Annotated in this window: 17 protein-coding genes; 3 read left to right on the forward strand and 14 right to left on the reverse strand. The window is 61.1% G+C overall.

The window, feature by feature from the left end; genetic code table 11:
- Nucleotides 1-15 precede the first annotated feature (15 nt).
- From DES53_RS33420 to hisI, 5 genes are all read right to left on the reverse strand, one after another.
- The gene (locus tag DES53_RS33420; RefSeq protein ID WP_113957261.1) at nt 16-3,744 is read right to left on the reverse strand and encodes a hypothetical protein; all 3,729 of its coding nucleotides are present in this window, start codon (nt 3,742-3,744) and stop codon (nt 16-18) included.
- Between the two features lie 73 nt (nt 3,745-3,817).
- On the reverse strand, nt 3,818-4,543 hold the full coding sequence (locus tag DES53_RS32420; RefSeq protein WP_147263229.1) for a hypothetical protein: 726 nt from the start codon (nt 4,541-4,543) through the stop codon (nt 3,818-3,820).
- Entirely contained in the window at nt 4,540-5,103 is a 564-nt protein-coding gene (locus DES53_RS05625; protein ID WP_113957262.1) for a hypothetical protein, read from the reverse strand. The genes DES53_RS32420 and DES53_RS05625 overlap by 4 nt, the downstream gene beginning before the upstream one ends.
- Entirely contained in the window at nt 5,100-6,110 is a 1,011-nt protein-coding gene (locus DES53_RS05630) for a vWA domain-containing protein (protein ID WP_113957263.1), read from the reverse strand. The genes DES53_RS05625 and DES53_RS05630 overlap by 4 nt, the downstream gene beginning before the upstream one ends.
- Before the next feature lie 791 nt (nt 6,111-6,901).
- On the reverse strand, nt 6,902-7,327 hold the full coding sequence (gene hisI, locus DES53_RS05635; protein WP_113958107.1) for a phosphoribosyl-AMP cyclohydrolase: 426 nt from the start codon (nt 7,325-7,327) through the stop codon (nt 6,902-6,904).
- Nucleotides 7,328-7,445: 118 nt separating this feature from the next.
- Here hisI and DES53_RS05640 point away from each other — a divergent pair, with 118 nt between their 5' ends.
- Together DES53_RS05640 and DES53_RS32815 are read left to right on the forward strand one after the other, a co-directional pair.
- Nucleotides 7,446-8,426, forward strand: a complete 981-nt coding sequence (locus DES53_RS05640) for a DNA polymerase III subunit delta' (RefSeq protein WP_113957264.1) — start codon at nt 7,446-7,448, stop codon at nt 8,424-8,426.
- A 19-nt stretch (nt 8,427-8,445) separates the two neighbouring features.
- Nucleotides 8,446-8,850, forward strand: a complete 405-nt coding sequence (locus tag DES53_RS32815) for a MauE/DoxX family redox-associated membrane protein (RefSeq protein WP_170156882.1) — start codon at nt 8,446-8,448, stop codon at nt 8,848-8,850.
- 277 nt (nt 8,851-9,127) lie between these two features.
- Here DES53_RS32815 and DES53_RS05650 read toward each other — a convergent pair whose 3' ends face one another.
- The gene (locus DES53_RS05650; RefSeq protein WP_170156883.1) at nt 9,128-10,153 is read right to left on the reverse strand and encodes a right-handed parallel beta-helix repeat-containing protein; all 1,026 of its coding nucleotides are present in this window, start codon (nt 10,151-10,153) and stop codon (nt 9,128-9,130) included.
- A gap of 270 nt (nt 10,154-10,423) precedes the next feature.
- Here DES53_RS05650 and DES53_RS05655 point away from each other — a divergent pair, with 270 nt between their 5' ends.
- Nucleotides 10,424-11,581 (forward strand): hypothetical protein, encoded by a 1,158-nt coding sequence (locus tag DES53_RS05655; protein WP_113957267.1) that lies wholly within the window; start codon nt 10,424-10,426, stop codon nt 11,579-11,581.
- Between the two features lie 448 nt (nt 11,582-12,029).
- Here DES53_RS05655 and DES53_RS05660 read toward each other — a convergent pair whose 3' ends face one another.
- From DES53_RS05660 to DES53_RS33425, 8 genes are all read right to left on the reverse strand, one after another.
- Nucleotides 12,030-13,253 (reverse strand): class I SAM-dependent RNA methyltransferase, encoded by a 1,224-nt coding sequence (locus DES53_RS05660; protein ID WP_113957268.1) that lies wholly within the window; start codon nt 13,251-13,253, stop codon nt 12,030-12,032.
- A gap of 132 nt (nt 13,254-13,385) precedes the next feature.
- Nucleotides 13,386-13,856: a universal stress protein gene (locus tag DES53_RS05665; protein ID WP_170156884.1), complete on the reverse strand. Its 471-nt coding sequence runs from the start codon at nt 13,854-13,856 to the stop codon at nt 13,386-13,388.
- A 53-nt stretch (nt 13,857-13,909) separates the two neighbouring features.
- A complete protein-coding gene (locus DES53_RS05670) occupies nt 13,910-14,407 on the reverse strand; it encodes a hypothetical protein (protein ID WP_113957270.1) in 498 nt (165 codons plus the stop codon).
- Nucleotides 14,404-14,736 (reverse strand): hypothetical protein, encoded by a 333-nt coding sequence (locus DES53_RS05675; RefSeq protein WP_113957271.1) that lies wholly within the window; start codon nt 14,734-14,736, stop codon nt 14,404-14,406. The genes DES53_RS05670 and DES53_RS05675 overlap by 4 nt, the downstream gene beginning before the upstream one ends.
- A 382-nt stretch (nt 14,737-15,118) precedes the next feature.
- Entirely contained in the window at nt 15,119-17,311 is a 2,193-nt protein-coding gene (gene glgB, locus DES53_RS05680; RefSeq protein ID WP_113957272.1) for a 1,4-alpha-glucan branching protein GlgB, read from the reverse strand.
- 9 nt (nt 17,312-17,320) lie between these two features.
- Nucleotides 17,321-18,409 carry a glycosyltransferase family 4 protein gene (locus DES53_RS05685; protein WP_113957273.1) on the reverse strand — a complete coding sequence of 363 codons (1,089 nt, stop codon included), beginning with the start codon at nt 18,407-18,409 and terminating at the stop codon, nt 17,321-17,323.
- Between the two features lie 29 nt (nt 18,410-18,438).
- Complete coding sequence (leuS, locus tag DES53_RS05690; protein ID WP_113957274.1) at nt 18,439-21,027, reverse strand: leucine--tRNA ligase; 2,589 nt, start codon at nt 21,025-21,027, stop codon at nt 18,439-18,441.
- An 88-nt stretch (nt 21,028-21,115) separates the two neighbouring features.
- Nucleotides 21,116-21,298: hypothetical protein (locus tag DES53_RS33425; protein WP_211325457.1), on the reverse strand; the 183-nt coding region annotated here is incomplete at its 5' end.

The raw sequence follows: 21,298 nt of genomic DNA on the forward strand, positions 1-21,298 counted from the left end.
TCACGATGCTCGTTCTTAGCACGCAGCATCCAGCCACTTCTTGGCAATTCCGCGCAGGTCCGATTCAGACAGTGCACTCGCGCCCGCACCGAAGCATGATTGCTGCACGCGCTGCAGGTCCTTCTGCAGGTCTTCCTGTTGCGGTTCGCGCAGTCTCACCAGCGGGCTCGCCTTCAGCTTGCGCAGCAGCGCCACCACGGAGAAGCCATCCACCTCTCCGGGCATCTTGAAGACATCCCGGGCACGAAGCGGACGTTCCTTGTCGGCACCTCCACGGCGCGTCACGGCAATGATGATGCCGATGATGAGCAGCAGGAGAAACACGCCACCACCAATGACCATGGACATGATGGGTGCCCTCGGTTTCGCTGCAACAACCGTCGTCCCATCGCTCGCCTTCGGCCCCAGCGTGGTGGTCGGCTGCTGCAGCGTGGCCAGGTTCATGTCATCATAAGTCTGATACACCACGGTGGTCTCCTTCGCCTTGGCCAGCGGAAGTTTGATCTCCGTGGGGCCTTCCGCGCTGCGGATGGGGTCGCCATTGAGGGCGATGGTCCACAGGCGCTCCGTGACCGGTGCGACCTGCTCGCCCCACGTGTTGAGCTCCTTCACCTGCAGTCCGTCCTGCGCATTGATATGACGGATGCCGATGTCCTTCTTCAGCGCTTCCAAATCCAGCAACTGCTCCAGGTCCGGCACCAGTCCGGTCGCCGTGGCCTTGATCTCCAGAGGCAGCGCTCCGTTGATGTGGAACTGCCGTGTATCCAGCGTCTGCGTGACTTCAATCTTGCTCGTCGGACGCGGAGTGGAATTGCCCGCATCCACCTTGATCACCGTCTCCGCGGACTCCGCCGGAATGGTCACCGGCCCGGTGAGGTCCACAAACTTCAGCTCCATCTCCACCGGCGGAATCTTGTCCACACTAGCGTCCTTCGCCCGCACGAGGATGTACGCCAGCACTGTCTCCTCCCAACCCGTCTGCGCCGTGGGTCGCGGCTTCACTTCAGGAGCAGCGAAGATGATGGACTTGATATCGAAGAAGGGAGAGAACGTCTCCGTGAGGCTGAGCTCCAGCTCATCCCGTGGTCCCTGCGCTTCACGCATCTTCCGCGCGAGCGGCGACTTTCTGCGCGGTTTCCCTAGCACCGCGCCAGGATCATTCGTGAGATACTGGCTGAACTGCGCCACGCGTCCCATCGCCTCCGTGTGAATCACACTCACGATGATGCCGAAGTCCTGGTCACGGCCCACCGTGGTCGGTCCATCCACACGCGTCTGCAGGCGAATCTCACTCAGCAGCTCATCGAAGTATTGCACCTTCTTCTCCGCGCCGAGCATGAAGGGGTCATCCTTCGTAATGATAAGAGCGCTTGCGAGGTAGCGGTACTTCAGGTCCTCATGCAGCGGGTCCTTCTCATCTGCGAGGCGCGCATTCACCACCTTGGCGAATTGGTTCATGTGCGCCTTGCCCGCTTTGTCTGGCAGACCCAGGATGCTCTCGCGAATGCGGTTGAGTGCCGCGCGGTTCATCGACTTGGAGAGATTGAGCTGGCCACCGGAGCCGATGCCCAGCAGTCCGTGGAACCAATTCAGGTACGCATCAATCGAGTACTCCGCAGGACTCAGCTTCGTAACCTCCTTCGCATACGCCGCCGCACCACGCTGGAAGTAATCCTGCGCCTGCAGGTTCTTCTCCTTGTAGCCGAGCATGCGCTTGCGGGTATCACCGGTCACGAGTTCCTGGAAGTACTCAAAGTCACCCCAGTCCGTGAGCAAGGTGCCAGCCAATGTGAGCGCGCGTGAGCTGCTCTCGGGATGTCCCGCCATCCAGTCATCAATCATCTTCAAGGCGCCCGTATAACCGGCGCGCACCATCTCCAACGTCTGCTCCTCATCACGACGCGTGAGTCCGGCCTTCTGCACATCCATCTTCCTCCAGCGCTCGCTGAGGTTTGCATTCATGCGCGAGACGATGAGGAAGAAGAGCGGCTCATCCATCTTCTCGATGGGGCCGAACACCTTCGCAATGTGGCTGGTCTTGTACGCCTCCGCGTTGCTGTACGCGAGGTCAAAAGCGCTCACCACCTTGCCGTAGTCTTGCGGAGCGATGCCCGCCTTGCGGAAAATCTCCATCATGCGCGCGAGGCTCTCGATGTTCTTCTCCATCATGATGGGCGTCACCGGAATGCGTGCATCCTCCGGCAGCTCATACTGGCGGCGCAGGTTCTCGGGGAGCTGCGGATTGTGCGACTTCGCCCACACATTCAGGAAGTCTTCCGCGAGTGCCACACCGGCGCCAGCGTTGCGCTTGCCGATGTCCACAATGCGTTGCGCGGCGTCGTCGAAGTTATCCGTGGTGAGGATGACCTTGGAGAGAATCACATCCAGCCGATCGCGTGTGCTGGTGGGCAGCGACTCGGACCACTTCCCATCAGGCATGCACATGAGCAAGTCTGCGGGCGGCACAAACTTCTGCCCGCGCACCTTGTTCGGGTCATCCGTCTTGATGGTGAACGTGTTCTCCGCCTCGGACATCCAGATGTCCGCCATCATCTGCGAAATCTGATTCCACGGCTGCGCCTTGAGGTCCGTGTCCGCCGCGAGCAGATTCGCGATGGTGTGCTGCACGCGGAGGTTGTCGATGCGCTGCTGCACGTCACCGCGCGATTCGTTCTGCACCTTCACTCCGAGTCCACTCACGAGGCGGAGCGCGCCGTCGGGATTGCTCTTGAGCAAGTCACGCATCACCGGCGCGAGCGTGGTCTGCGGGATTTGCGTGATCACCTTGGCCATCGCGGAGGCCGCCTTGGAGCGCTCCCATTCGTTCACCTTCGGCAGGGAGAGGATGCGTAGATTCTCATCCCAGAGCTTCTGCATCTGCGCGCGCTGCGCCGCCTCCGTCTCCTGCTGTGTGGAGAGGAAGGCGATGATCTCATTGCGCACACCTTCATCCGGAATCTGCTGCACCTGGTCCAGCGGTGGCAGGTACTCACGTGCGAGGTCCTTGAACCCGCCCGCCAGCAGCATCCGCCCCGCGATCAATCGCTTCGCCGGGTCCGCACCGCCGAATTTCTCCGTGCCCTTCTTCACACGATCCGCGAGCCAGTAGCTCTCAGTCGCTGGCACCGCGAGCCCCATGAGCTGGCCCAGTCTGCGCACTTCATCGTTCGTGAGATCACCGGGCACTGCATCCGCAATGCCGACCACATCATCCAACTTCACATTGGGCTTCTGACGTTCCACGAGATCCGCGAGTATCTTGTCATAGATGCGGCGTCCGAGATCATTGGGCATCTCCGCGAGCTGCTTGCGAATGCTGGCCCAGTCACCCGTGCGGAAGCTGAGGAGAAACTTCTCCTTCACGTCCAGGGTGGAAGAATCTGTCGTCCCCATGCGGCTCAGCGCGCCGAAGACATCATTCGGATCACGGCTGAACTTCTGGTTCACCAGCGACTCAAGCTGCTTCAGCACCTTCGGGTCCGGTGGCGGTGGTGGTGCAGGAGCAGGCGGCGGCTCAGGCGCTGGCGCAGGAGTTGGAGTGGGCGCAGCAGCGGGAGGTGTGGTCGCCAGTGCCGCAGCAGGAGTTGCTGCGGGAGTCGCGGGTGTAGGCGCAGGTGTGGAAGCAGCCGCAGGCGGTGCTGGTTGCGGAACTGCGGGCTGTGGCTGCTCGGGTGTCTGTGCGAAGGACAGCCAGGGCAGCGCACAAGTGGCACCGAGGATGCTGAGCGTGGAGAGAGGACGCATGAGGAGAACGGAAATGCAGGTGTGCCGGGGAGAAGTGGAAACGTGAAGGGGCAGGGGAGTGGTGAGTCTCAGGTCAGGAACCGGTGCCCTGCAGTTTTTGGAACTCCTGGAAACCATCGCGACCATCCTCCGGAGTGCCGGTTTGTTTTTCCAGAGGGGCAGAAAGCAATCCCGCAGCCGCCGCGCGTCCTCTGCCGGCATTGCCAGCGGGAGCGTCCGTGCCGTCCTTCTTCAAGTTCAGCGCCGCTTCCAGGTTCTGCAGCTTGGCTGTATTGATTCCTCCTACACCCTGTACCGCCCGGATGTTTGCCGCCGTGCCCACGGAGCCACCGCCCGCAGGGACTGTCGTGCCCCCGGCTGGCACGATGGGAGGTGCCGTCGGCGGCGGAGGAGGCGGTGGCGCCGCAGAGTCCGGCTCTACGCCAACCACGCCCGCAGGCGGAGGCGGCGTTGCCATTGATGGCGGAGGAGGTGTCGCACTCGCTGGAGGAGGAGGTGGTGGTGCACCATTCGGCGGTGGTGGCGGTGTGGCCTGCACGGCATTGCGGCCATCCGTCTTCACGCCCTGCACCTGATTCACGCTCTTCGCCTCACCCACCGTGCCTTTGTCCGTCACACCACCACTGCTGGCGGCATTACCCTGTTCCAGATTCTTGATATCCGCCGCTGCTTTCTCCTTCACGCCTTGCACACCCTGCACTCCCGGCGATGTCGTACCGCTCTGCCCATGCACTTGCGGGGCCAGACATGCCAGGCCCAACCACAGCGCGACTTTGAAATGCATCGAAGTGAGTTTCATCGGACGGTCTTTTGCAGGGTCTTCTCAAACTCCGCCTCCACACGCTGCTCATACTGCGTGAGCGCGCCGGGCTCCTGGTGCTCGGCGAGGTAGCGGAAAATCTGTCGCGTGCGCTCCGCGTACGGGCGCCACTCTTCCTCCGCAGCGCCATTCGTCTTCAGCAGGTACGTCGCATAGTAGTGCGCCTTCCCCAGCATCTCGCGTGTGGCGCGCGTCACGGTTGCATCATCACCATGCACCTTCGCCGTCTCCTGCAGGAGGTCGGTGAGATCCGTGATGGAGCCCACCACATCCAGCATCTCCAGCTTCGCCTTCGCCTTGGAGAGTCGGATCTGATGCCGCACCACGATCTCGATATCCGTGGGGAGTTCCTTGGTGAGCTTGTCATACTCCTCCATGATCTTCTCCCAGTCCGGCTCCTCCGCCTTCTCCATGGCGCGAATCTGTGCCACATGCAGGCGTGCCTTCTCACGCGCGATCTGATTGGGCCCCTCATTGAAGTGGTAGTACAACACTCCCACGGGGAAGAGCAGCCAGAGCAGGGTGAAGAACTTCCTCATCGCGTCACCAGCGCGCCCTCCTTCGCGCGTTTGGCGGGCCTTGCATCCTCACGCTCCGCCCGGCTCACCTTCCAGTCACTACCGAAGTACTCCAGCGCCACCGGGATGAGCGCATAAATCAGCGCACTCAGGACCATCGCCAGCACCGCCCACTCAGAGAGACTTAGTCCACGACTCGGCGGCGCTATGGTCACCACCAGGTCGCCCAGCGCATTCGTCGGCAGGTGCTTCTCATTCACATCCATGTAGGTCGCCATGAGATCCGTGGAGACCAGACGCAGCGTGTCCACCTCCTGACGTGAAAGGTGCCCATCAATGAAACTGCCCTTGTGCACATTCCCAATGCCCAGGATGAAGATTTCCTTCACCGACTTCGGACGCACGGCGATGGGTTCCAATCCCACCGAGTCACCATCTGTGAGAATCACCACGCGCGTGCTGCCCTCGGGGTAGTCTGCCACGTGCTTCAGCGCATCATTCACCGCCTTGCCCAGATTCGTCTGCCCCAGCGGCATCGTATAGCTGACCGGCAATCCATTGAAGACATTGCGCACCAGCTCCGGGTCACGCGCCTCCATCACCACCGGCAGCGACTCCGTATAGAAAGCGATCACGCCGAAGCGCAGGTTCCCGCTCACGCGTTGCAGGATGGCATCCACCACATCCTTCATGCGCGCATGCCGCGTCTGCGTCCCTTCCTTCCCCGCGTCCACGAGGTACATGCTGGGGGAGAGGTCCGCCACGAAGATGACTCGCGTCGCCTCCTTGTCCGCGCCGCCCTTGCCGGTATCCGCAGGCGCATACTCCAGCATCATCAGCGTGGCCAGTCCCCAGGTGAAGGCGGCAAGACACAGCGCACGCAGCCACGACACCACGCCCGTCCACCCATGCGCCCTGCCGGAAGGACCAAACGCCAGCCTGCCCACGGCGCGAATTCTCCGGACGTGCAACCACTCGGCTACGGAAGTGAGCAGAAAAATCGCTAAGGCGGAGACAATAGGCACCATTTTCGGGGAGTGCCACAGAACGCCGCGAGTGGCACCACCCTTGCGAACTGTCGCAGAATATGAAGGACTGTTTGCTTCTGTCTCCGGCGGACAAAAACAGCACAGCGGATTCAGATTTGTGAAATCACCGAGACGCGGTGCTGGGTTCACACCACCAACTCAAGTGGAACAAAGGTCACGGAGCCCACATCGAAGGAGCGAAGCTCCGCCCAAGGATCGGGGGCACTCCTGCCCCCACGGTCGCGAGCCTGTAGATATGGAAATGGCGACCGCACGACACCGGAGCGACTGCTCATCGACCTTGCCACCCAAGCAGCAGGCAACAATGCCATAGGCACCGACTCGGGTTCCAATCAAAGAACACCTCTCCGTGGATTTCTTCCACATCTTCCGCATCTCGGAATTTGCTCCCGGAGGGAGCGCGGATGGTAGCCGGTCGGTGGAGGGAGCATAAGCGACCGCAACCACCGGATCATGATGCTAGAAGAAGCTTCCGTCCCGGAGGGACGGCGGAAGAACGTGGCACGGTCGATGGAGGCTTCATCACCACCTCACCCTTTCCGGCGTGCCCTCCGGGACGCCATGATGTTCTCGTGGGTGATCCGGTGGTTGCAGTCGTCTAGACTCCCTTCACCGACCGGCTACCATCCATTGTCCCTTCGGGACAGAGCATCTCGCTCCAGCTCAGGTGAACGCCCTCGCAGACCCTTGGCCCGTTTTCACCAGCTAGTAGAGAACCGAAATCCGAGGAGAACCCTGTTCACGCAGGTGGCTGTTAACCTGGACACTCCTCAATCCCTCACCAGCGGCACAAAGCCCTCCTGGAGATTCTCCAGATCCACCTTCCGGTAAAAGCACGTCGGAGCCTTCGTGTGGCAGCAACCGCCGCCCAGTTGCTCGACCTTCAGCACAATTGCGTCCTGGTCGCAGTCCACGCGGATTTCCTTGACCACCTGGTACTCGCCGGAGGTCGCACCCTTGTGCCACACTTCCTTGCGGCTGCGGCTGTAGTAGACCGCCTGACCGAGCGCCAGCGTCATCTTCAGCGTCTCCGCATTCATGTACGCCACCATCAGAGGCTCGTTCGTCTCGTGGTCCAGGGCAATCGCAGGGATGAGGCCATCGGCGTCAAACTTCGGGGCCAGTGCCAGACCCTGCTCGATGTTGGACTTCGACTCGCGGGTCGCGAACTGGAACTGCTCGGCGGTGACTTGCATGGAGGAATGCATCGCTTGTGGATTTGAGGGGGGCGTATAACATGGACGCGTTTCCTGAATTGGAAAGCATCATTTACGTCCCGGCCCAGCCGCCCGAACGCCTCCTGAAAATCTTCGTATGCCCTTCAAAGCCAACGTCGCCCAGCAACTCCTCGCCCGTGCCAAGGACAAGGGTCGCCTCGGGCACGCTTACCTGATTTCCGGTCCCAAGGAGGCAGATTTACCCGGATTTGCGGTGAAAACCCTGAACCTCGTCTCCGGCGAGCGCTGGCCCGACCTCGACTCCTGGGAGAAGCACGGCGCCCTCGTCCTCCGCCCCGAGAGCAAGTCCCGTCAGATCCGCATCGAGACCATTCGCGAGCAGGTGGAGCCCTTCCTCTACGTCACCACCTCCGGCGCCGCGCATCGCTTGTGCGTCTTCGTGGATGCGGAGCGGATGAATCAGGCCACGCAGAATGCCTTCCTCCGCACGCTGGAGGAGCCGCCCCCGCGCACGCTTTTCCTCCTGCTCTCCACCCAGCCCGAGCAGTTCCTCGAGACCACTCTCTCGCGCGTCATCCGTATCGCGCTGCTCCCGGAGAATAACACGCGACAGCTTTCTCAGCCCGAAGCCAAGATGGTGCGGCTGCTCACCGACCTGGCAAACCGTCCCACGGACTCGCTTGCTGGCGCGCTCGCACTGCGGAAGGAGTTTGATGACATCCTCACTGAAATCGAAGATCGCCTGACAAAGGAACTCGAGTCCGGCTTTGAGGAAGAGAAAAAGTTCTACAGGCAGACCACGGACGTGGACAACGCCTGGCTGAAGGATCGCGAGGAAGAAACCAAAGCGGCGATCGAAGCGCGTTATCGGCAGGAGCGCGATGGCCTCATGGAACTGCTGCTCTCATGGCTCGGCGACGTGCTGCGTCATCAGGTCGGTGTCGGCCGTCTGGACCTGCCCGAGCATGCTGCCGCCACGGGCGCTCTCGCGCAACGCTGGGAGCCTGCTACCGTCTCTCGCCGCATCAAGGAACTGCGTCGCCTGCATTCGAATTTGCATACGAACGTGCAGGAAAACCTCGCGCTCGATGCTGCATTCGTGGCGGCATTTGCATGACATGAAGCAGGGGGCTGCCATGCGATGGGTGCGTGAAGTACTCGCCTGGATCTTCGGCGGCGTCTTCATCTGGTCCGGCTGGGTGAAGGTGCAGGACCCCGCCCAGTTCCTCGTCAATATTCGCAGCTTTCACCTGCTGCCAGACCCCTTTGCCGCATGGCTCGCCCTGCTGCTGCCGTGGCTGGAAATCTTCGCCGGCCTGTGTGTGCTCACCGGCTGGCTGCGCCGCGGTGGCCTTCTCATCTTGAATGCCGCCCTCGTCGTATTCGCCATCGCCCTCATCTCCGCCTGGGCCCGTGGCCTCGATGTGGAGTGCGGCTGCTTCGGAGGAGGGAAGGGGACCACCACCATCGTGGAAGCGCTCGTGCGGGACGCGGTGCTGCTCGCCGTGGGGGCGTGGCTGATGCTTGCGCGGAGAAAGTAGTCCGCCGAGCCTCGGCGGTCAGTCTCGATAGCTGGCCGGCTCGCTCTCATCATCGCGAAAGGCGTGAGCAGCCGTTCCTGGCAATGCAAAATGAGAAGTGAAAAATGAAAAGTGCAAAATGATGAGGGTGCTGGATGCGGCGGGCTGCATTGAACGCATCAGAAACCGAGAGTGAATTGAGCTCGGAACAGATATCCCCCTCAGTCACTTTGCATTTTTCATCTTTCATTTCTCATTTTTCATTTCCCCATGCACGCCGCCGAAGCTCTTCGGATTATTACTCCGACCGCATACTCACCAGCCCTGACGCCGCCTCGGATAACCCATCCGCGTTATCGATGAACTGGCATCCCGTCAGCACGTTATCTTTGCACGACTTGTCATTCACTCGCACCGCGGGTCCTTTGCATCCGCTCACCGTGAGTGCCGTAAAGGTGTTCCCCACCACCGCCGTTTCCGGGTCCTTGTCCGTCTGCGCGATGAAGATTCCCTGCTCGCCGCTGTTCACGACCACTACGCCCACGAATACATTGCTCCGCGAGTCCCGCATGAAGATTCCCTGCTTGCCATTGTTCGAGAGCATCACATTGGAAATCAGATTGCGGTTGAACTTCAAATCCGTCGAGATGCCCGCGCAGTTGTTGCGATGCAGGTGCAGTCCTTCGAAGAGACTCTCCTCAGTCTCGTAGCACGCGAGCCCGTCGAAGTGATTGTCACTCGCGCTCAGCTCACGAATCGCCAGCCTGCGGCATCCCTTCTCCGTCACCACGCCCGCGGAACGGCAGCCATAAATGTTCAAGCGTTCCAGCGACACGTCCACCGCCCTGCGCACCACCACGCCACAGCTGCGAATCACCGTCTTCTCTCCCGTGTCACACGAGCCATCCCAGCACTCCACATCTTGTTTCAAGCGGTTGCCATCGATGGCGAGGTCCGTCACCTGAATGCCACTCACTTCGCGCCTCGGAGTGGGCGCTTCATCACCGATGATGATTACCGGGCAGTTCGCGCCCGCCTTCAAACGCAGCACCGTCGCATTTCCCGCGCCTCGCAGCGTGATGTAGTTTGAGCGAATGACAATGGGCTGGTCGCACTCGTACACGCCCGCAGTCAGCAATACCTCGCCGCCTTCCGGCCCCAGCTTCTCAATCGCCCGCTGCACTCCCTCCGAGCCGCCCGATGGAGAAACGATGCGTGTGTGGGAATGCTCCTGCTGGTGGATGTAAAATGCAATGACCAGCGTTACCCCCAGAAGCATCACGATTCCGAGCAGCAAATTTCGAGTGAGGCGACGAAGTGGCATGGTCAGGAAGTGGCGAAAAATTTTGCCCGCCATTGCTGGCTTGCGGAACTGATTCGCAGCCAAGTTCTCCGTTGGTCGTCAGAGATTGGTCCGCCTTGGTCACGAGGATCGCGCTTCGGTTTTTCTTACAACCGTGGCTCCGCGCAATCGCGAACAAGAGCCATCGATAGGACCGCAAAGTAAACATCACGCGGTTTAGTCGAGAAAAACAAATCGCGCAAAATGCGTGATCCCTGCCCCCACAACCCTACCCAACCCAAACCACCCCAAATGAAAACATACCTTGGAATCATCGCTGCCGTATCGCTGGCAGTTCCATGGAGCAGTCCCGCGCAAGAAGTCGTGGATGGCTTCAGCGTCTTGAAAGTGTGCCAGGAAGACCTGGTGCTGCATACCTCCGATAACCAGGATGCTGGTCATATCGGCTATGTCGTGGTCGATCCCGGCAGTCAGCGCATCGTGTCTGCACTGGTCACCGGTGGCGTGCTCGCCGAGCGTGTCGTCGCGGTGCCCTATACCTCGGTGCGCTTCAGGAGCGCTCGTGAAGTAACTCTGGTCGATATCAACCGCGAGCGTCTCATCAGCGCACCCGTGGTGGAGCGCACTCATCTCACCAGTACCACCACGCGCTTTGAGCCTTCGTATTTCGAGCGCTCCTACACGCACTTCGGTGGCAATGCCGCAGAACTCCGTGTGGGCTTCCGTTCTGAAACTTCCACCCGTACGGATATCGAGCGTGACCGTGACCGTGATGGACGTGGCCGTGACGGTCGCGGCCCTGATCGCGATCGTGACCGCAACCGCCCGGATGCCACCGACCCGTCTCGCACGGATCGCGCAGATACCGGAACCTCCGAGCGCAACCGCCCGGACTCAACCTCACGCCGTGACAGCGATCGCACGTCCTCCACGGAAGCTCAGCGCAACCAGCCCTCTGATCGCAACACACCTGAATCGCGTGCCGGAGAAAATCGTCGGGGCAACAGCCGTCCTGATGGTGATGCAAATCGTCCCGACAGCTCCTCCGAGCGCCGAGGCAATGCCAATCGTCCTGACGCCTCTTCGCCCGACAGTCCTAACAATCGCCCAGGTGCGTCCAGTGATTCCAGAAACGCCTCGCGTCCTGGAGCCTCCACGGACAAGCCGAACGAGTCTGCGAACAAGAGCGCAACCAATCCTCCGGCAAGCCCGAATAGTGCGCGCAAGGATGACCAGGCCAAGGAAGCTCCCACGGAAAAGAAGACCCCCGGAGCCGACACCACCGATCCTGCCAACCGCCGCCCTGATCGGGATAATCCGGAGAACAAAGGCCCGCAGAATCGCCCCGGCGAAAGCTCCTCACAGCCGCAGCCGCAACAGAATCAAAATTCCACCCCCGGAGCCACCCAGTCCAACAAGGGCAGCGAGGCTGACAAGAAGCCGCTGTAGTACAGGGAACAGTACACCGTACTCATCATCACCTATAACGTGATACATCATGCCCGCCCACCTCACCGGTGGGCGGGCATTTTCTTTTGATGATGCCGGGGCTGCTATAGCGACGAATGATAGAGCGCTTTGCGTCATGGAGTGCAGGCTGGAACTGTCCCTTGCTCAAGAGCGTGAGTTTAAGATATGGAAGCTGTGCCGAAGGCCTTGGACTGCGCGCAGCCTGCTGCCGCTTTCCCGAAGTGCAGCCTGCTGCACACTCCACCGCGACGAAGTCGCCAAACTTTTCTGGACACGTTACCTTACTAGCGAGTGTCGCCATCGCCACAGCAGGCTGTGGACTCTTCAAAGCGGCAGCAGGCTGCGCGCAGTCCAAGGCCGCTGCGCGTCACAGCATCTGGATCTGTCGTGTGTATCGCGTCTTCTCAAGGTGCCAACTCCAGGAGCACTATTCCCCCCTCTTCACCAACGTCACCACGCACTCCAGGTGCCGCGTCTGCGGGAACAAATCAAACGGCTGCACCTTCGTCAGCTCATATCCCGCCTCACTGAACTTCACCAAATCCCGCATCTGCGTCGCCGGATTGCAGGACACATACACCACCGCCCGTGGTGCAAACTCAAAGAGCTGCGCCAGGAAACTATCCCCACATCCCGCGCGCGGCGGGTCCACAATCACCGCCGTCTCACCTGCGGGATGCACCGCCTTCGCAAACAAATGCTCCGCACTGCCCGCGGTGAACTGCGCATTGGTAATGCCATTGATTTCCGCGTTGTGCCTCGCTTTCACCACGGCAGACTCGGAGATCTCGATGCCCACCACGTGCTCAAAGTGCTTCACACACGTCAGCGCAAAGAGCCCGCTGCCACAGTACGCATCCAGCAGGAATCGCGCGCCACTGGCCTTCGCCTCCGCAGCCACATGCTGCACGAATGCGGGCAGGATGAAGGGGTTGTTTTGGAAGAAATCCCCCGCCTGGAACTCGAAGCGCACACCATCCACCACCTCCGTCGCAATCTGCGCGGACTGCGTGAGTACGCTTCCCTGTGAAGCACGCAGCAGCAGCGTGGCACCACGCTTGTAGCGTGAGGCGTTTGCACGGATGTCCTCACGCATGCCGCCCAACGCTTCATTGAGCTCTGGCATCGCGATGTCGCAGCGCGGCACATCGATGATGCGATGACGGCTGCTGTCCGCGAGGAAACCAATCTCCGCAATCTGCCCATTCCGTGGCTGCGCAAAGTGTGGCGTGATCTTCGAGCGATACTCAAACTGCCTCGGCGACCCAATCACCGGCAGCACCTCATGCTCGATGCGCGCCATGTGCTTCAGCAGCTCCGCCACCTGCTGCTGCTTCCACTCAAGCTGCTTCTCGTAGCTCAGGTTCTGGTACTGGCAGCCGCCACACGTGCCAAAGAGGGGGCAGCGCGCCTCTACGCGATCTGGCGAAGGCTCCAGCACCTCCATGAGATCCGCCTCGCTGTAGTTCTTGTGATTGCGATGGATGCGCGCCCGCACCTTCTCACCCGGCAGCCCAAAGGGAATCATCACCACCCAGCCATCCACTCGCGCGATGCCGTGTCCCAAGTTCGTCAGCTTCTCAATCGTGAGGTCGAGCTCGTGATGATAGGGAAATGGATGCGGGACAAATTTCTTGGGCGGCTGGCGCATGAAGGAACGAAGGCGGTACGAAGGGTGGGGGAAGGACCCTGCGCCCGAGCAGGGCGAATCGAGTCCATGTTTTCCCTAACCCTCACCGCCGCATCGGCAAGGAGATTCCACGCCAAAGGCATGTGGGTGGGGTTACACCGCCTCCTTCAGCATCTCCGTCTTCTTCTCCTCCGCAGCCGGCACCACCAGCACGGGGCACGGTGAACTCTTGAGCACCTGGGCGGTGATGGACCCAACTAGCAGGTTGTAGAGGGACCCGTGTCCGTGCGAGCCCACGATGATGAGATCCGCTCCCAGGCGGCGGCATTCCTCAATGAGATCTTCCACACGGGAGCCTTGGATCTGCCGCGTACTTGCGCGCACGCCAAATTTCTCCAGAGACTCCTGCAGCTGCACGAGTCGGTCGCCTTCCGCTGCGATGGTTTCGGGAGACGGCGGACGGTACACGGTGGGCGCCATGCCAAAGTCTACCACCACTGGATCTGGGGAAACCACGTGGAGCAGCACGACTTCACTGCCGAGTGCTGAAGCAAGCTGGTGTGCCTGCTTCAGCACCTTGAAGGTCATGTCCGAAAAATCTACCAGCGCGACGATCGTCTTCATGGGAAGGAAGCGGTTGGACGATCGCATGCCGTAGCGGCATGGCGATCGGAGGATTAGTTGGAGAAGAATTGTTTGAGGCGGTTGCCCAGCTTCATGTCGCTGAGGGATTGAGCTCCGCTCTTCACGGCGCTCAGACCATCTTCGGCGTAGTGGCTGGCGCGGTCATAGGCCGGTCCGAGGAAATCAGTGAGGCGCTCCTGGATGTCTTCCAGCATCCGCACGGCGCGATTCTTCGGAGGCGGGGGCGGTGTCAGAAGTTCACGTGCCAGCAGGCCCACGGCATAGCCGATGCCCACGGTGGCGGCAACGGCCCACACCGGATGCTTTCGTACGAAGTTCTCCACCTCTGTTGTGGTGGTGTTGCAAAGTTCGCCACACTGCTCGGCGGCATGCATGGCGGATTCCTTGGCATGGTGAGCCATGTCTTGCGCCTGGCCCATGACTTGGGTGGCTTTTTCTTTTGCCCGCTCTGCCATGTTTTGAGCCTGGCTCATGGCTGCGGAGGCTGTTTCGGAAGCTTGTTGTCCGAGGGGTTCAGGATATGCGCTCATGATGGGTCGGTATGTTGGTGTTTCTCTGTGCAAAGTTCGAGAGCCTTGATGATGCCCAGAGTCAGCAGTGCCGGGCGAAGCACGGTCACCGTGACTGCCGTTACCGTTTTCACAATGAAGCGGGTGGGTATCACATTGAGGAAAATGCCGGTCCCCAGAGCAATGGCCACGGCACGGGCCGGATCCTGCCGGGAAAATTCACCTGTACGCGCGGTGATTTTGTCGAGCAACTGCTCCACGGGATGTACGGGGGCCACGACCGGTTCCGGCAGCTCAAAGGGAGGCGGTGCTATGCCAGCGAGGGTGGGGGTGGAGGATTGAGAAATCATGGGAGAAATGCGGACGCTTCATGCGCCGCTCACCCATGGTATCGCATCTGGGGGGCTTGCTGCTCCTCTCGCATTATGGACGTGCGCTTGAGCACTAGAGCGGTTTACTGTGTAGCCATTTTCGTCGTGGGGCGCGCCACCCCCACCGCGACCGCTGGTCGCGGTGCGGCAAGTCACCCCTGATTCAAGGCCACGACTTTGTTTAACCCGCCCTAAAATGCGTGGTACGGCCCTGGGAGCGCTGGCCTCCGGCCGGCGTCATTTCGCAATGCAACGTCCCGCCCACGCAACGCCAGCCAGAGGCCAGCGCTCCCAGGGCCGCTTCATGCTCGCGACCTCACGCGTCACCACGAGCGCTGACGCGTTCCGTATTGGCCACAACCTACTCCCTCGCAATCACCACCGTCGCCAGCGGCGGCACGGTCACTACCACCGAGTACGGCTGCCCCTGCCACGGGGTAGGCTCGGCATTGAGTCCGGCGCCATTGCCCAGGTTCGCACCGCTGTAGAGACCAGAGTCCGTGTTCAACAGTTCGCGATACACCCCAGGCTGACTGACACCAAGGCGGTAACCCTGGCGGGGCACTGGCGTGGCGTTTACCAGCACGGTGCATTGGTCTCCCGTTGGCTCCTCACGGACAAAGACAAAGAGGCTATTCTCCCAATCATTCGCATCCAGCCAGCGGAAGCCGCCATTCTCGTGGTCGCGGCGGTGCAGGGCAGGGCGGGAGGTATAGAGATGATTCAGGTCTGCCACCAGCTTCTGCAGGCCGCGGTGTTCCTCACCAAAGAGCACCTCCCAGTCGAGCTGGCGCTCGTGGGACCACTCACGCCACTGGCCGATTTCACCGCCCATGAAGAGCAGCTTCTTGCCGGGGTGCATCCACATCCAGCCGAGGAACATGCGGAGGTTCGCGAACTTCTGCCAGCGGTCACCGGGCATCTTGTCCAGCAGCGCGTGCTTGCCGTGCACCACTTCATCATGGCTCAGCACGAGGATGAAGTTTTCATCATACGCATAGAGCATCGAGAAGGTGGCCTCACCGTGGTGGTACTTCCGGTGAATGGGTTCCTTCTCCATGTACTTGAGCGTGTCATTCATCCAGCCCATGTTCCACTTGAAGCCGAAGCCCAGGCCACCGCTGGCCACAGGACGTGATACACCACCCCACGCCGTGCTCTCCTCGGCGATCATCATGACGCCGGGATGCTGCGTGTAGCACTGCATGTTCAGCTCCTTCATGAAGGCGATCGCCTCCAGGTTCTCGCGGCCACCATGCACGTTCGGCACCCACTGGCCCTGTTCGCGGGAGTAGTCGAGGTAGAGCATCGAGGCCACCGCATCCACGCGGATGCCATCGATGTGGTAATGCTCCAGCCAGAAGAGCGCGTTTGCGATGAGGAAGTTTCTCACCTCGTTGCGACCATAGTTGAAGATGAGCGTGCCCCAGTCCATGTGCTCGCCCTGGCGCGGGTCCGCATGCTCATAGAGAGCAGTGCCATCGAAGCGTGCGAGGCCGTGCGCATCCTTCGGGAAGTGAGCAGGCACCCAGTCCACGATAACGCCGATGTTCTCCTGGTGGCAGCGATCGACGAAGTGGCGGAACTGATCCGGATTCCCAAATCGCGAGGTCGGCGCATAGTAGCCACCCACCTGGTAACCCCAGGATCCATCAAAGGGGAACTCACTCACCGGCATGAGCTCGATGTGCGTGAAGCCAAGCTGCTTCACATACGGGATGAGCTGGTCTGCGAGCTCGTCATACGAGAGCGGGCGGTTGTTCTCCCCACGCTTCCAGGAACCGAGGTGCACCTCGTAGATGCTCATGGGGGCGTGATAGGGATCCTGCGAAGAGCGGCGCTGCATCCAGTCCGAGTCCTTCCACTGATACAGGTGGTAGTCCCAGGTCAGGGAAGCGGTCTGCGGACCATTCTGCGCGAAGAAGGCGAAGGGGTCGCTCTTGTTGAAGAGTTGTCCATGAGCGCCCAGGATTTCAAACTTGTAGTGCGCGCCGGGCCCGATGTGCGGGATGAAGAGCTCCCAGATGCCACCCTCCATGCGGAGGCGCATGGGGTGCACGCGACCATCCCAGCAGTTGAAGTCGCCAATCACGGAGACACGCTTCGCATTCGGCGCCCACACGGCGAACTGCATGCCGCTCACGCCATCCTTCACCTTCGGGTGCGCGCCCAGGTGCTCAAAGAGCCTCCAGTGCCGCCCTTCGCGGAAGAGGTGCATGTCCAGATCTCCAAGACACAGGCCGAAGGAATAGGCATCGCGATGCTGCACATGCTTGCCCTCATGCGTCTGCCAATGAACCTCATATGCCTTGCCCCAGGCATCCGCCGGCAGGTAGGCTTCATAGAGCCCATTGGGGTGCAGGAGCTCGGCGGAAAAGGTGCCGCCGCCGTCCAGCAATACGATGTCCAATGCGTGTGCCTGCGGTTGCAACGCCCGCACCACCAGGCGGCCATCGTTCAGCCGATGCGGCCCAAGGTAGGAAAAGGGGTCATGGTGCCGGGCTTCCAGGATGCGTGTTGCATTCTCGTCCAAAGAGTTAGCCGTCAATGACATGGCCCACCCTTAGCCCGCCTTGAGCAAGGGCTCAAGATAATCCTTGTAGATACGCTCCCAACTAAATTGTCGCACAACCTCCCTTTTCCTCGCCCCGAAGGCATCCTTTTTTAGCGCTTTCGCGATTCTGGCCGCGATGGCATCCGGCTTCTCCGTGAGGACGAAGTACTCCGCGTGCTTCCCCGCCACCTCCTTGTGCGCCGGGATGTCTGAGCAGAAAACCGTCAGCCGGTGCTGCGCCGCCTCCAGCAGGGGCAGGCCGAAGCCCTCCACCTTGCTGGGGAAAAATAGGGCGTCGGAGAGGTCGTAGAATCCCCGCACATCCTCATCGGAGGCCTCGAAGCGCTGGCCAGCCAGAAGCACATGCTCCTCCGCCTTCTTCTTGTGAATCAGCGCGTTGATCTTGGCTGCGTACTCCTGGGACTCCGGACGGTGCGGATCTGCGGCACCGGTGACGATGCTCACCGCATCGATCCCCATCTTGCAGAGAGCAGCCGTGGTCTCGATGGTGAGCTCGATGTTCTTCCGCGCGACAATGCGCGAGGGGTGGAAGAGCACCATCTCACGCTCGAAGATGGAATGCCGTGAGGCGAAGGCAGAGACGTTCTTGGTCAGGCCCAGCGTGGCCCCTGCATTGATGCCATTCGGCACCACCTTGCACTTCGTCTTCGCGATGCCCAGCTTCTGGCAAAATTCACCGCGGCGCACCTCCGACACAGCTATGTGCTCGGCACGGAGCTGGAGCGCATCAAAGGTATCCTTCGGCACATCCACATCGTGCACCCAGTTGATGAACCGGGTGCCGGTCATCTCACGGCTGAGCTCCGCCAGGGTCTGGGTGCAGTCCCAGGCGAAGGGCATGGTGAACATGTTGTGCACCATGATCACATCGCACCCGGTGAAGGCAGAGCGGAGACGCTTGATATAGAAATTCGGCGCATACTCCATGATCGCGCCCTGCACCTTCGCGCCTTTGTTCCCACTCACCACCACGACCTCATGGCCGTGCATGGCAAGAATCTGGGCCTGCTGCTCCAGCACACGCTCCACGCCCCCGATGACGGGAGGTGCTGCATAGTGAACCAGAGCGATGCGCATTTTTTCCGATATTTATCGCGAAGAGTATGTCAATTCGCGACCACGTTGACCAGCTTTCCGGGCACCACAACGATTTTTCGCACCGTGAGGCCCTGGGTGAACTCCTTCACCTTGGCATTCTCCCGGGCAAATTTCTCCATGTCCTCCTTGGAAATCTCCGCGGGGACGGTCAGGCGGTCGCGCAGTTTACCATTCACCTGCAGCACCACCTCCACCTCGCTGGCGACCAGCGCGGCGGGGTCATAGGCAGGCCAGGTCTGGTGGGCCAGCAGGCCCTTCGGCTTCAGGGCAGGGAAGGCCGCGCCCAGCCGCTCTGCCAGCTCCTCGGAAACGTGCGGGGCGAAGGGGTTCAGCAGCACCAGCAGCGTCATCACCGCGCTGGCGGGCCTCACCTCGGACTGGGTGAAGGCATTCGTGAGCACCATCATCTGGCTGATGGCCGTGTTGAAGCTCAGCTTTTCGATGTCTTCACCCACCTTCTTGATGGTCTCATGCAGCACCTTGTTCAGCTTGCTGTCCGGAGCCACGTCCTGAAGCTGCGGTGAGGTGGACCACACGCCCTCCTGGTTGCTCTCCTGCACCAGGCGCCACACGCGGGCCAGGAAGCGGTACACGCCCTCCACGCCCTTCATGCTCCAGGGCTTCACCTGCTCCAGCGGACCCATGAACATCTCATACAGGCGCAGTGAGTCCGCGCCGTACTCGGCCACCACGTGGTCGGGATTGACCACGTTGCCGCGGGACTTGGACATCTTCTGCCCGTCCTCACCCATGATCAGCCCCTGGTTCACCAGACGCTGGAAAGGCTCCGGCGTCATCAGGTGACCCAGGTCATGCAGCACCTTGTGCCAAAAGCGGGCGTACAGCAGGTGCAGCACGGCATGCTCCGTGCCGCCGATGTACAGGTCCACGCCACCGGGCTTGCCATTCGCGCCCATCCAGTAGGCCTCGGCTTCCTTGGAGATGAAACGCTCGGTGTTCTTCGGGTCGCAGTACCGCAGGTAGTACCAGCAGGAGCCAGCCCACTGGGGCATCGTGTTCAGCTCGCGGGTTGCCTTGTCCGAATACTGCACCCAGGCGGTGGCCTTGCTCAGCGGAGGCTCGGGCGTGCCGGTGGGCTTGAAGTCATCCAAATCTGGCGGCACCACAGGCAGCTCGGACACGTCCACGGCGCGATGCTTGCCATCCTCCCACACAATCGGGAAGGGTTCGCCCCAGTAGCGCTGGCGGCTGAAGAGCCAGTCACGCAGCTTGAAGTTCACCATCTTGCGGCCCAGGCCCTTTTCCTCCAGCCACTCGGAGATGGTGCGTTTGGCGTCGGGGGTGGATAGGCCGTCCAGAAATCCGGAGTGAATGGCGATGCCGTCATCCGTGTAGCCCTTCCAGTCGGTGCCTTCCGGCGGCTGCACCACCTGCACGATCGGCAGGTCAAACTTCGTGGCGAACTCAAAGTCACGCTCGTCATGTCCCGGCACCGCCATGATGGCGCCGGTGCCGTAGCTCATCAGCACGTAGTCCGCGATCCACACGGGGATGCGGGTTTCGTTTACGGGGTTGATCGCATACGCACCCGTGAAGACACCGGTCTTGTCCTTCGCCAGCTCCGTGCGCTCCAGATCGCTCTTGCTCGCGACCTGCTTCACATAAGCCTCCACCAGCGGCTGCTGCTCCGCCGTGGTGATGGATTTCACCAGCGGATGCTCAGGGGACAGCACCATGTACGTGGCGCCGAACAGCGTGTCCGGGCGCGTGGTGAACACCGTGACCGAGGGATTCGATGGAGCGTCGGGAGTTTCGATTTCGAACTTCACCTCGGCACCCTCGCTGCGGCCAATCCAATTGCGCTGCAGCAGCTTGATGCTCTCCGGCCAGTCCAGATCTTCCAGCTCATCGATCAAACGCTGGGCAAAGGCGGTGATGCGCAGCATCCACTGGCGCAGCGGGCGACGCTCCACGGGGAAGCCGCCGACCTCGCTCTTGCCGTCGATGACTTCTTCATTCGCCAGTACCGTGCCCAGTTGAGGGCACCAGTTCACCGGCGCCTCACTCACGAAGGCGAGGCGGCGCGCATCGATGCGATCGCGATCCCAGCCCAGTTGCTCCAGGTCGGAGATGGGGCGGGCCTTGCCGGTCTTCTCATCGCAGTAGCTGTTGTAGAGCTGCAGGAAGATCCACTGCGTCCACTTGAAGTACCCCGGGTCCGTCGTGTTCACTTCACGGTCCCAGTCATACGCGAAACCCAGGCGCTTGAGCTGCGCACGGAAGCTGTTCACGTTCTTCTCCGTGGTCACGCGGGGATGCTGCCCGGTCTTGATGGCATACTGCTCTGCCGGCAGGCCGAAGGCGTCCCAGCCCATGGGGTGCAGCACGTTGCTGCCCGTCATGCGCTTGTAGCGCGCCACGATGTCCGTGGCCGTGTACCCCTCAGGGTGACCCACATGCAGACCCTCACCGCTGGGGTAGGGGAACATGTCCATCACGAAGTACTTCGGCTTCGACGCCACAAAATCCGCGTCCCCCGGACCGGGTGTGCGGAAGGCCTTGGTCTCGTCCCAAAGCTTCTGCCACTTCGGCTCGAATTCGTCGAAGGGGTACTGTTTGCGTCGTTCGCTGCTCATGAGGGGGATGTGTGAAAAAGGGGCGCACAGGAAACCGCATTCGGGCCGGAGTGCAAATGGAGATCTGTCTCCGCCAACGTACCTCGCGTTAGCGCAGCCCGACGAAGGAGGAATCCCTTCGCGAGATCACCCTATCCACCCGCCCGTCACGATAAATCAGGATGCCGCCCAGAAAGTAGTCCGCCGAGCCTCGGCGGCGGGTGGCGGTAGCTGGCCCATGAGCCCTCACCCCAACTGCAAGCGCGAGCAGCCGCGCCCAACAATGCAAAAT

Source organism: Roseimicrobium gellanilyticum (genome assembly GCF_003315205.1).
Classification (GTDB): Bacteria; Verrucomicrobiota; Verrucomicrobiia; order Verrucomicrobiales; family Verrucomicrobiaceae; genus Roseimicrobium; species Roseimicrobium gellanilyticum.

Coding starts and splice junctions, on each gene's coding strand:
- DES53_RS05685 (WP_113957273.1), bottom strand. CDS start 18,409: ATGCGCATCGCTCTGGTTCACTATGCAGCACCTCCCGTCATCGGGGGC.
- DES53_RS05655 (WP_113957267.1), top strand. CDS start 10,424: ATGAAAACATACCTTGGAATCATCGCTGCCGTATCGCTGGCAGTTCCA.
- DES53_RS33420 (WP_113957261.1), bottom strand. CDS start 3,744: ATGCGTCCTCTCTCCACGCTCAGCATCCTCGGTGCCACTTGTGCGCTG.
- DES53_RS05650 (WP_170156883.1), bottom strand. CDS start 10,153: ATGCCACTTCGTCGCCTCACTCGAAATTTGCTGCTCGGAATCGTGATG.
- DES53_RS05675 (WP_113957271.1), bottom strand. CDS start 14,736: ATGATTTCTCAATCCTCCACCCCCACCCTCGCTGGCATAGCACCGCCT.
- DES53_RS05630 (WP_113957263.1), bottom strand. CDS start 6,110: ATGGTGCCTATTGTCTCCGCCTTAGCGATTTTTCTGCTCACTTCCGTA.
- DES53_RS05640 (WP_113957264.1), top strand. CDS start 7,446: ATGCCCTTCAAAGCCAACGTCGCCCAGCAACTCCTCGCCCGTGCCAAG.
- DES53_RS05670 (WP_113957270.1), bottom strand. CDS start 14,407: ATGAGCGCATATCCTGAACCCCTCGGACAACAAGCTTCCGAAACAGCC.
- hisI (WP_113958107.1), bottom strand. CDS start 7,327: ATGCAAGTCACCGCCGAGCAGTTCCAGTTCGCGACCCGCGAGTCGAAG.
- glgB (WP_113957272.1), bottom strand. CDS start 17,311: ATGTCATTGACGGCTAACTCTTTGGACGAGAATGCAACACGCATCCTG.
- leuS (WP_113957274.1), bottom strand. CDS start 21,027: ATGAGCAGCGAACGACGCAAACAGTACCCCTTCGACGAATTCGAGCCG.
- DES53_RS05660 (WP_113957268.1), bottom strand. CDS start 13,253: ATGCGCCAGCCGCCCAAGAAATTTGTCCCGCATCCATTTCCCTATCAT.
- DES53_RS05665 (WP_170156884.1), bottom strand. CDS start 13,856: ATGAAGACGATCGTCGCGCTGGTAGATTTTTCGGACATGACCTTCAAG.
- DES53_RS05625 (WP_113957262.1), bottom strand. CDS start 5,103: ATGAGGAAGTTCTTCACCCTGCTCTGGCTGCTCTTCCCCGTGGGAGTG.
- DES53_RS32420 (WP_147263229.1), bottom strand. CDS start 4,543: ATGAAACTCACTTCGATGCATTTCAAAGTCGCGCTGTGGTTGGGCCTG.
- DES53_RS32815 (WP_170156882.1), top strand. CDS start 8,446: ATGCGATGGGTGCGTGAAGTACTCGCCTGGATCTTCGGCGGCGTCTTC.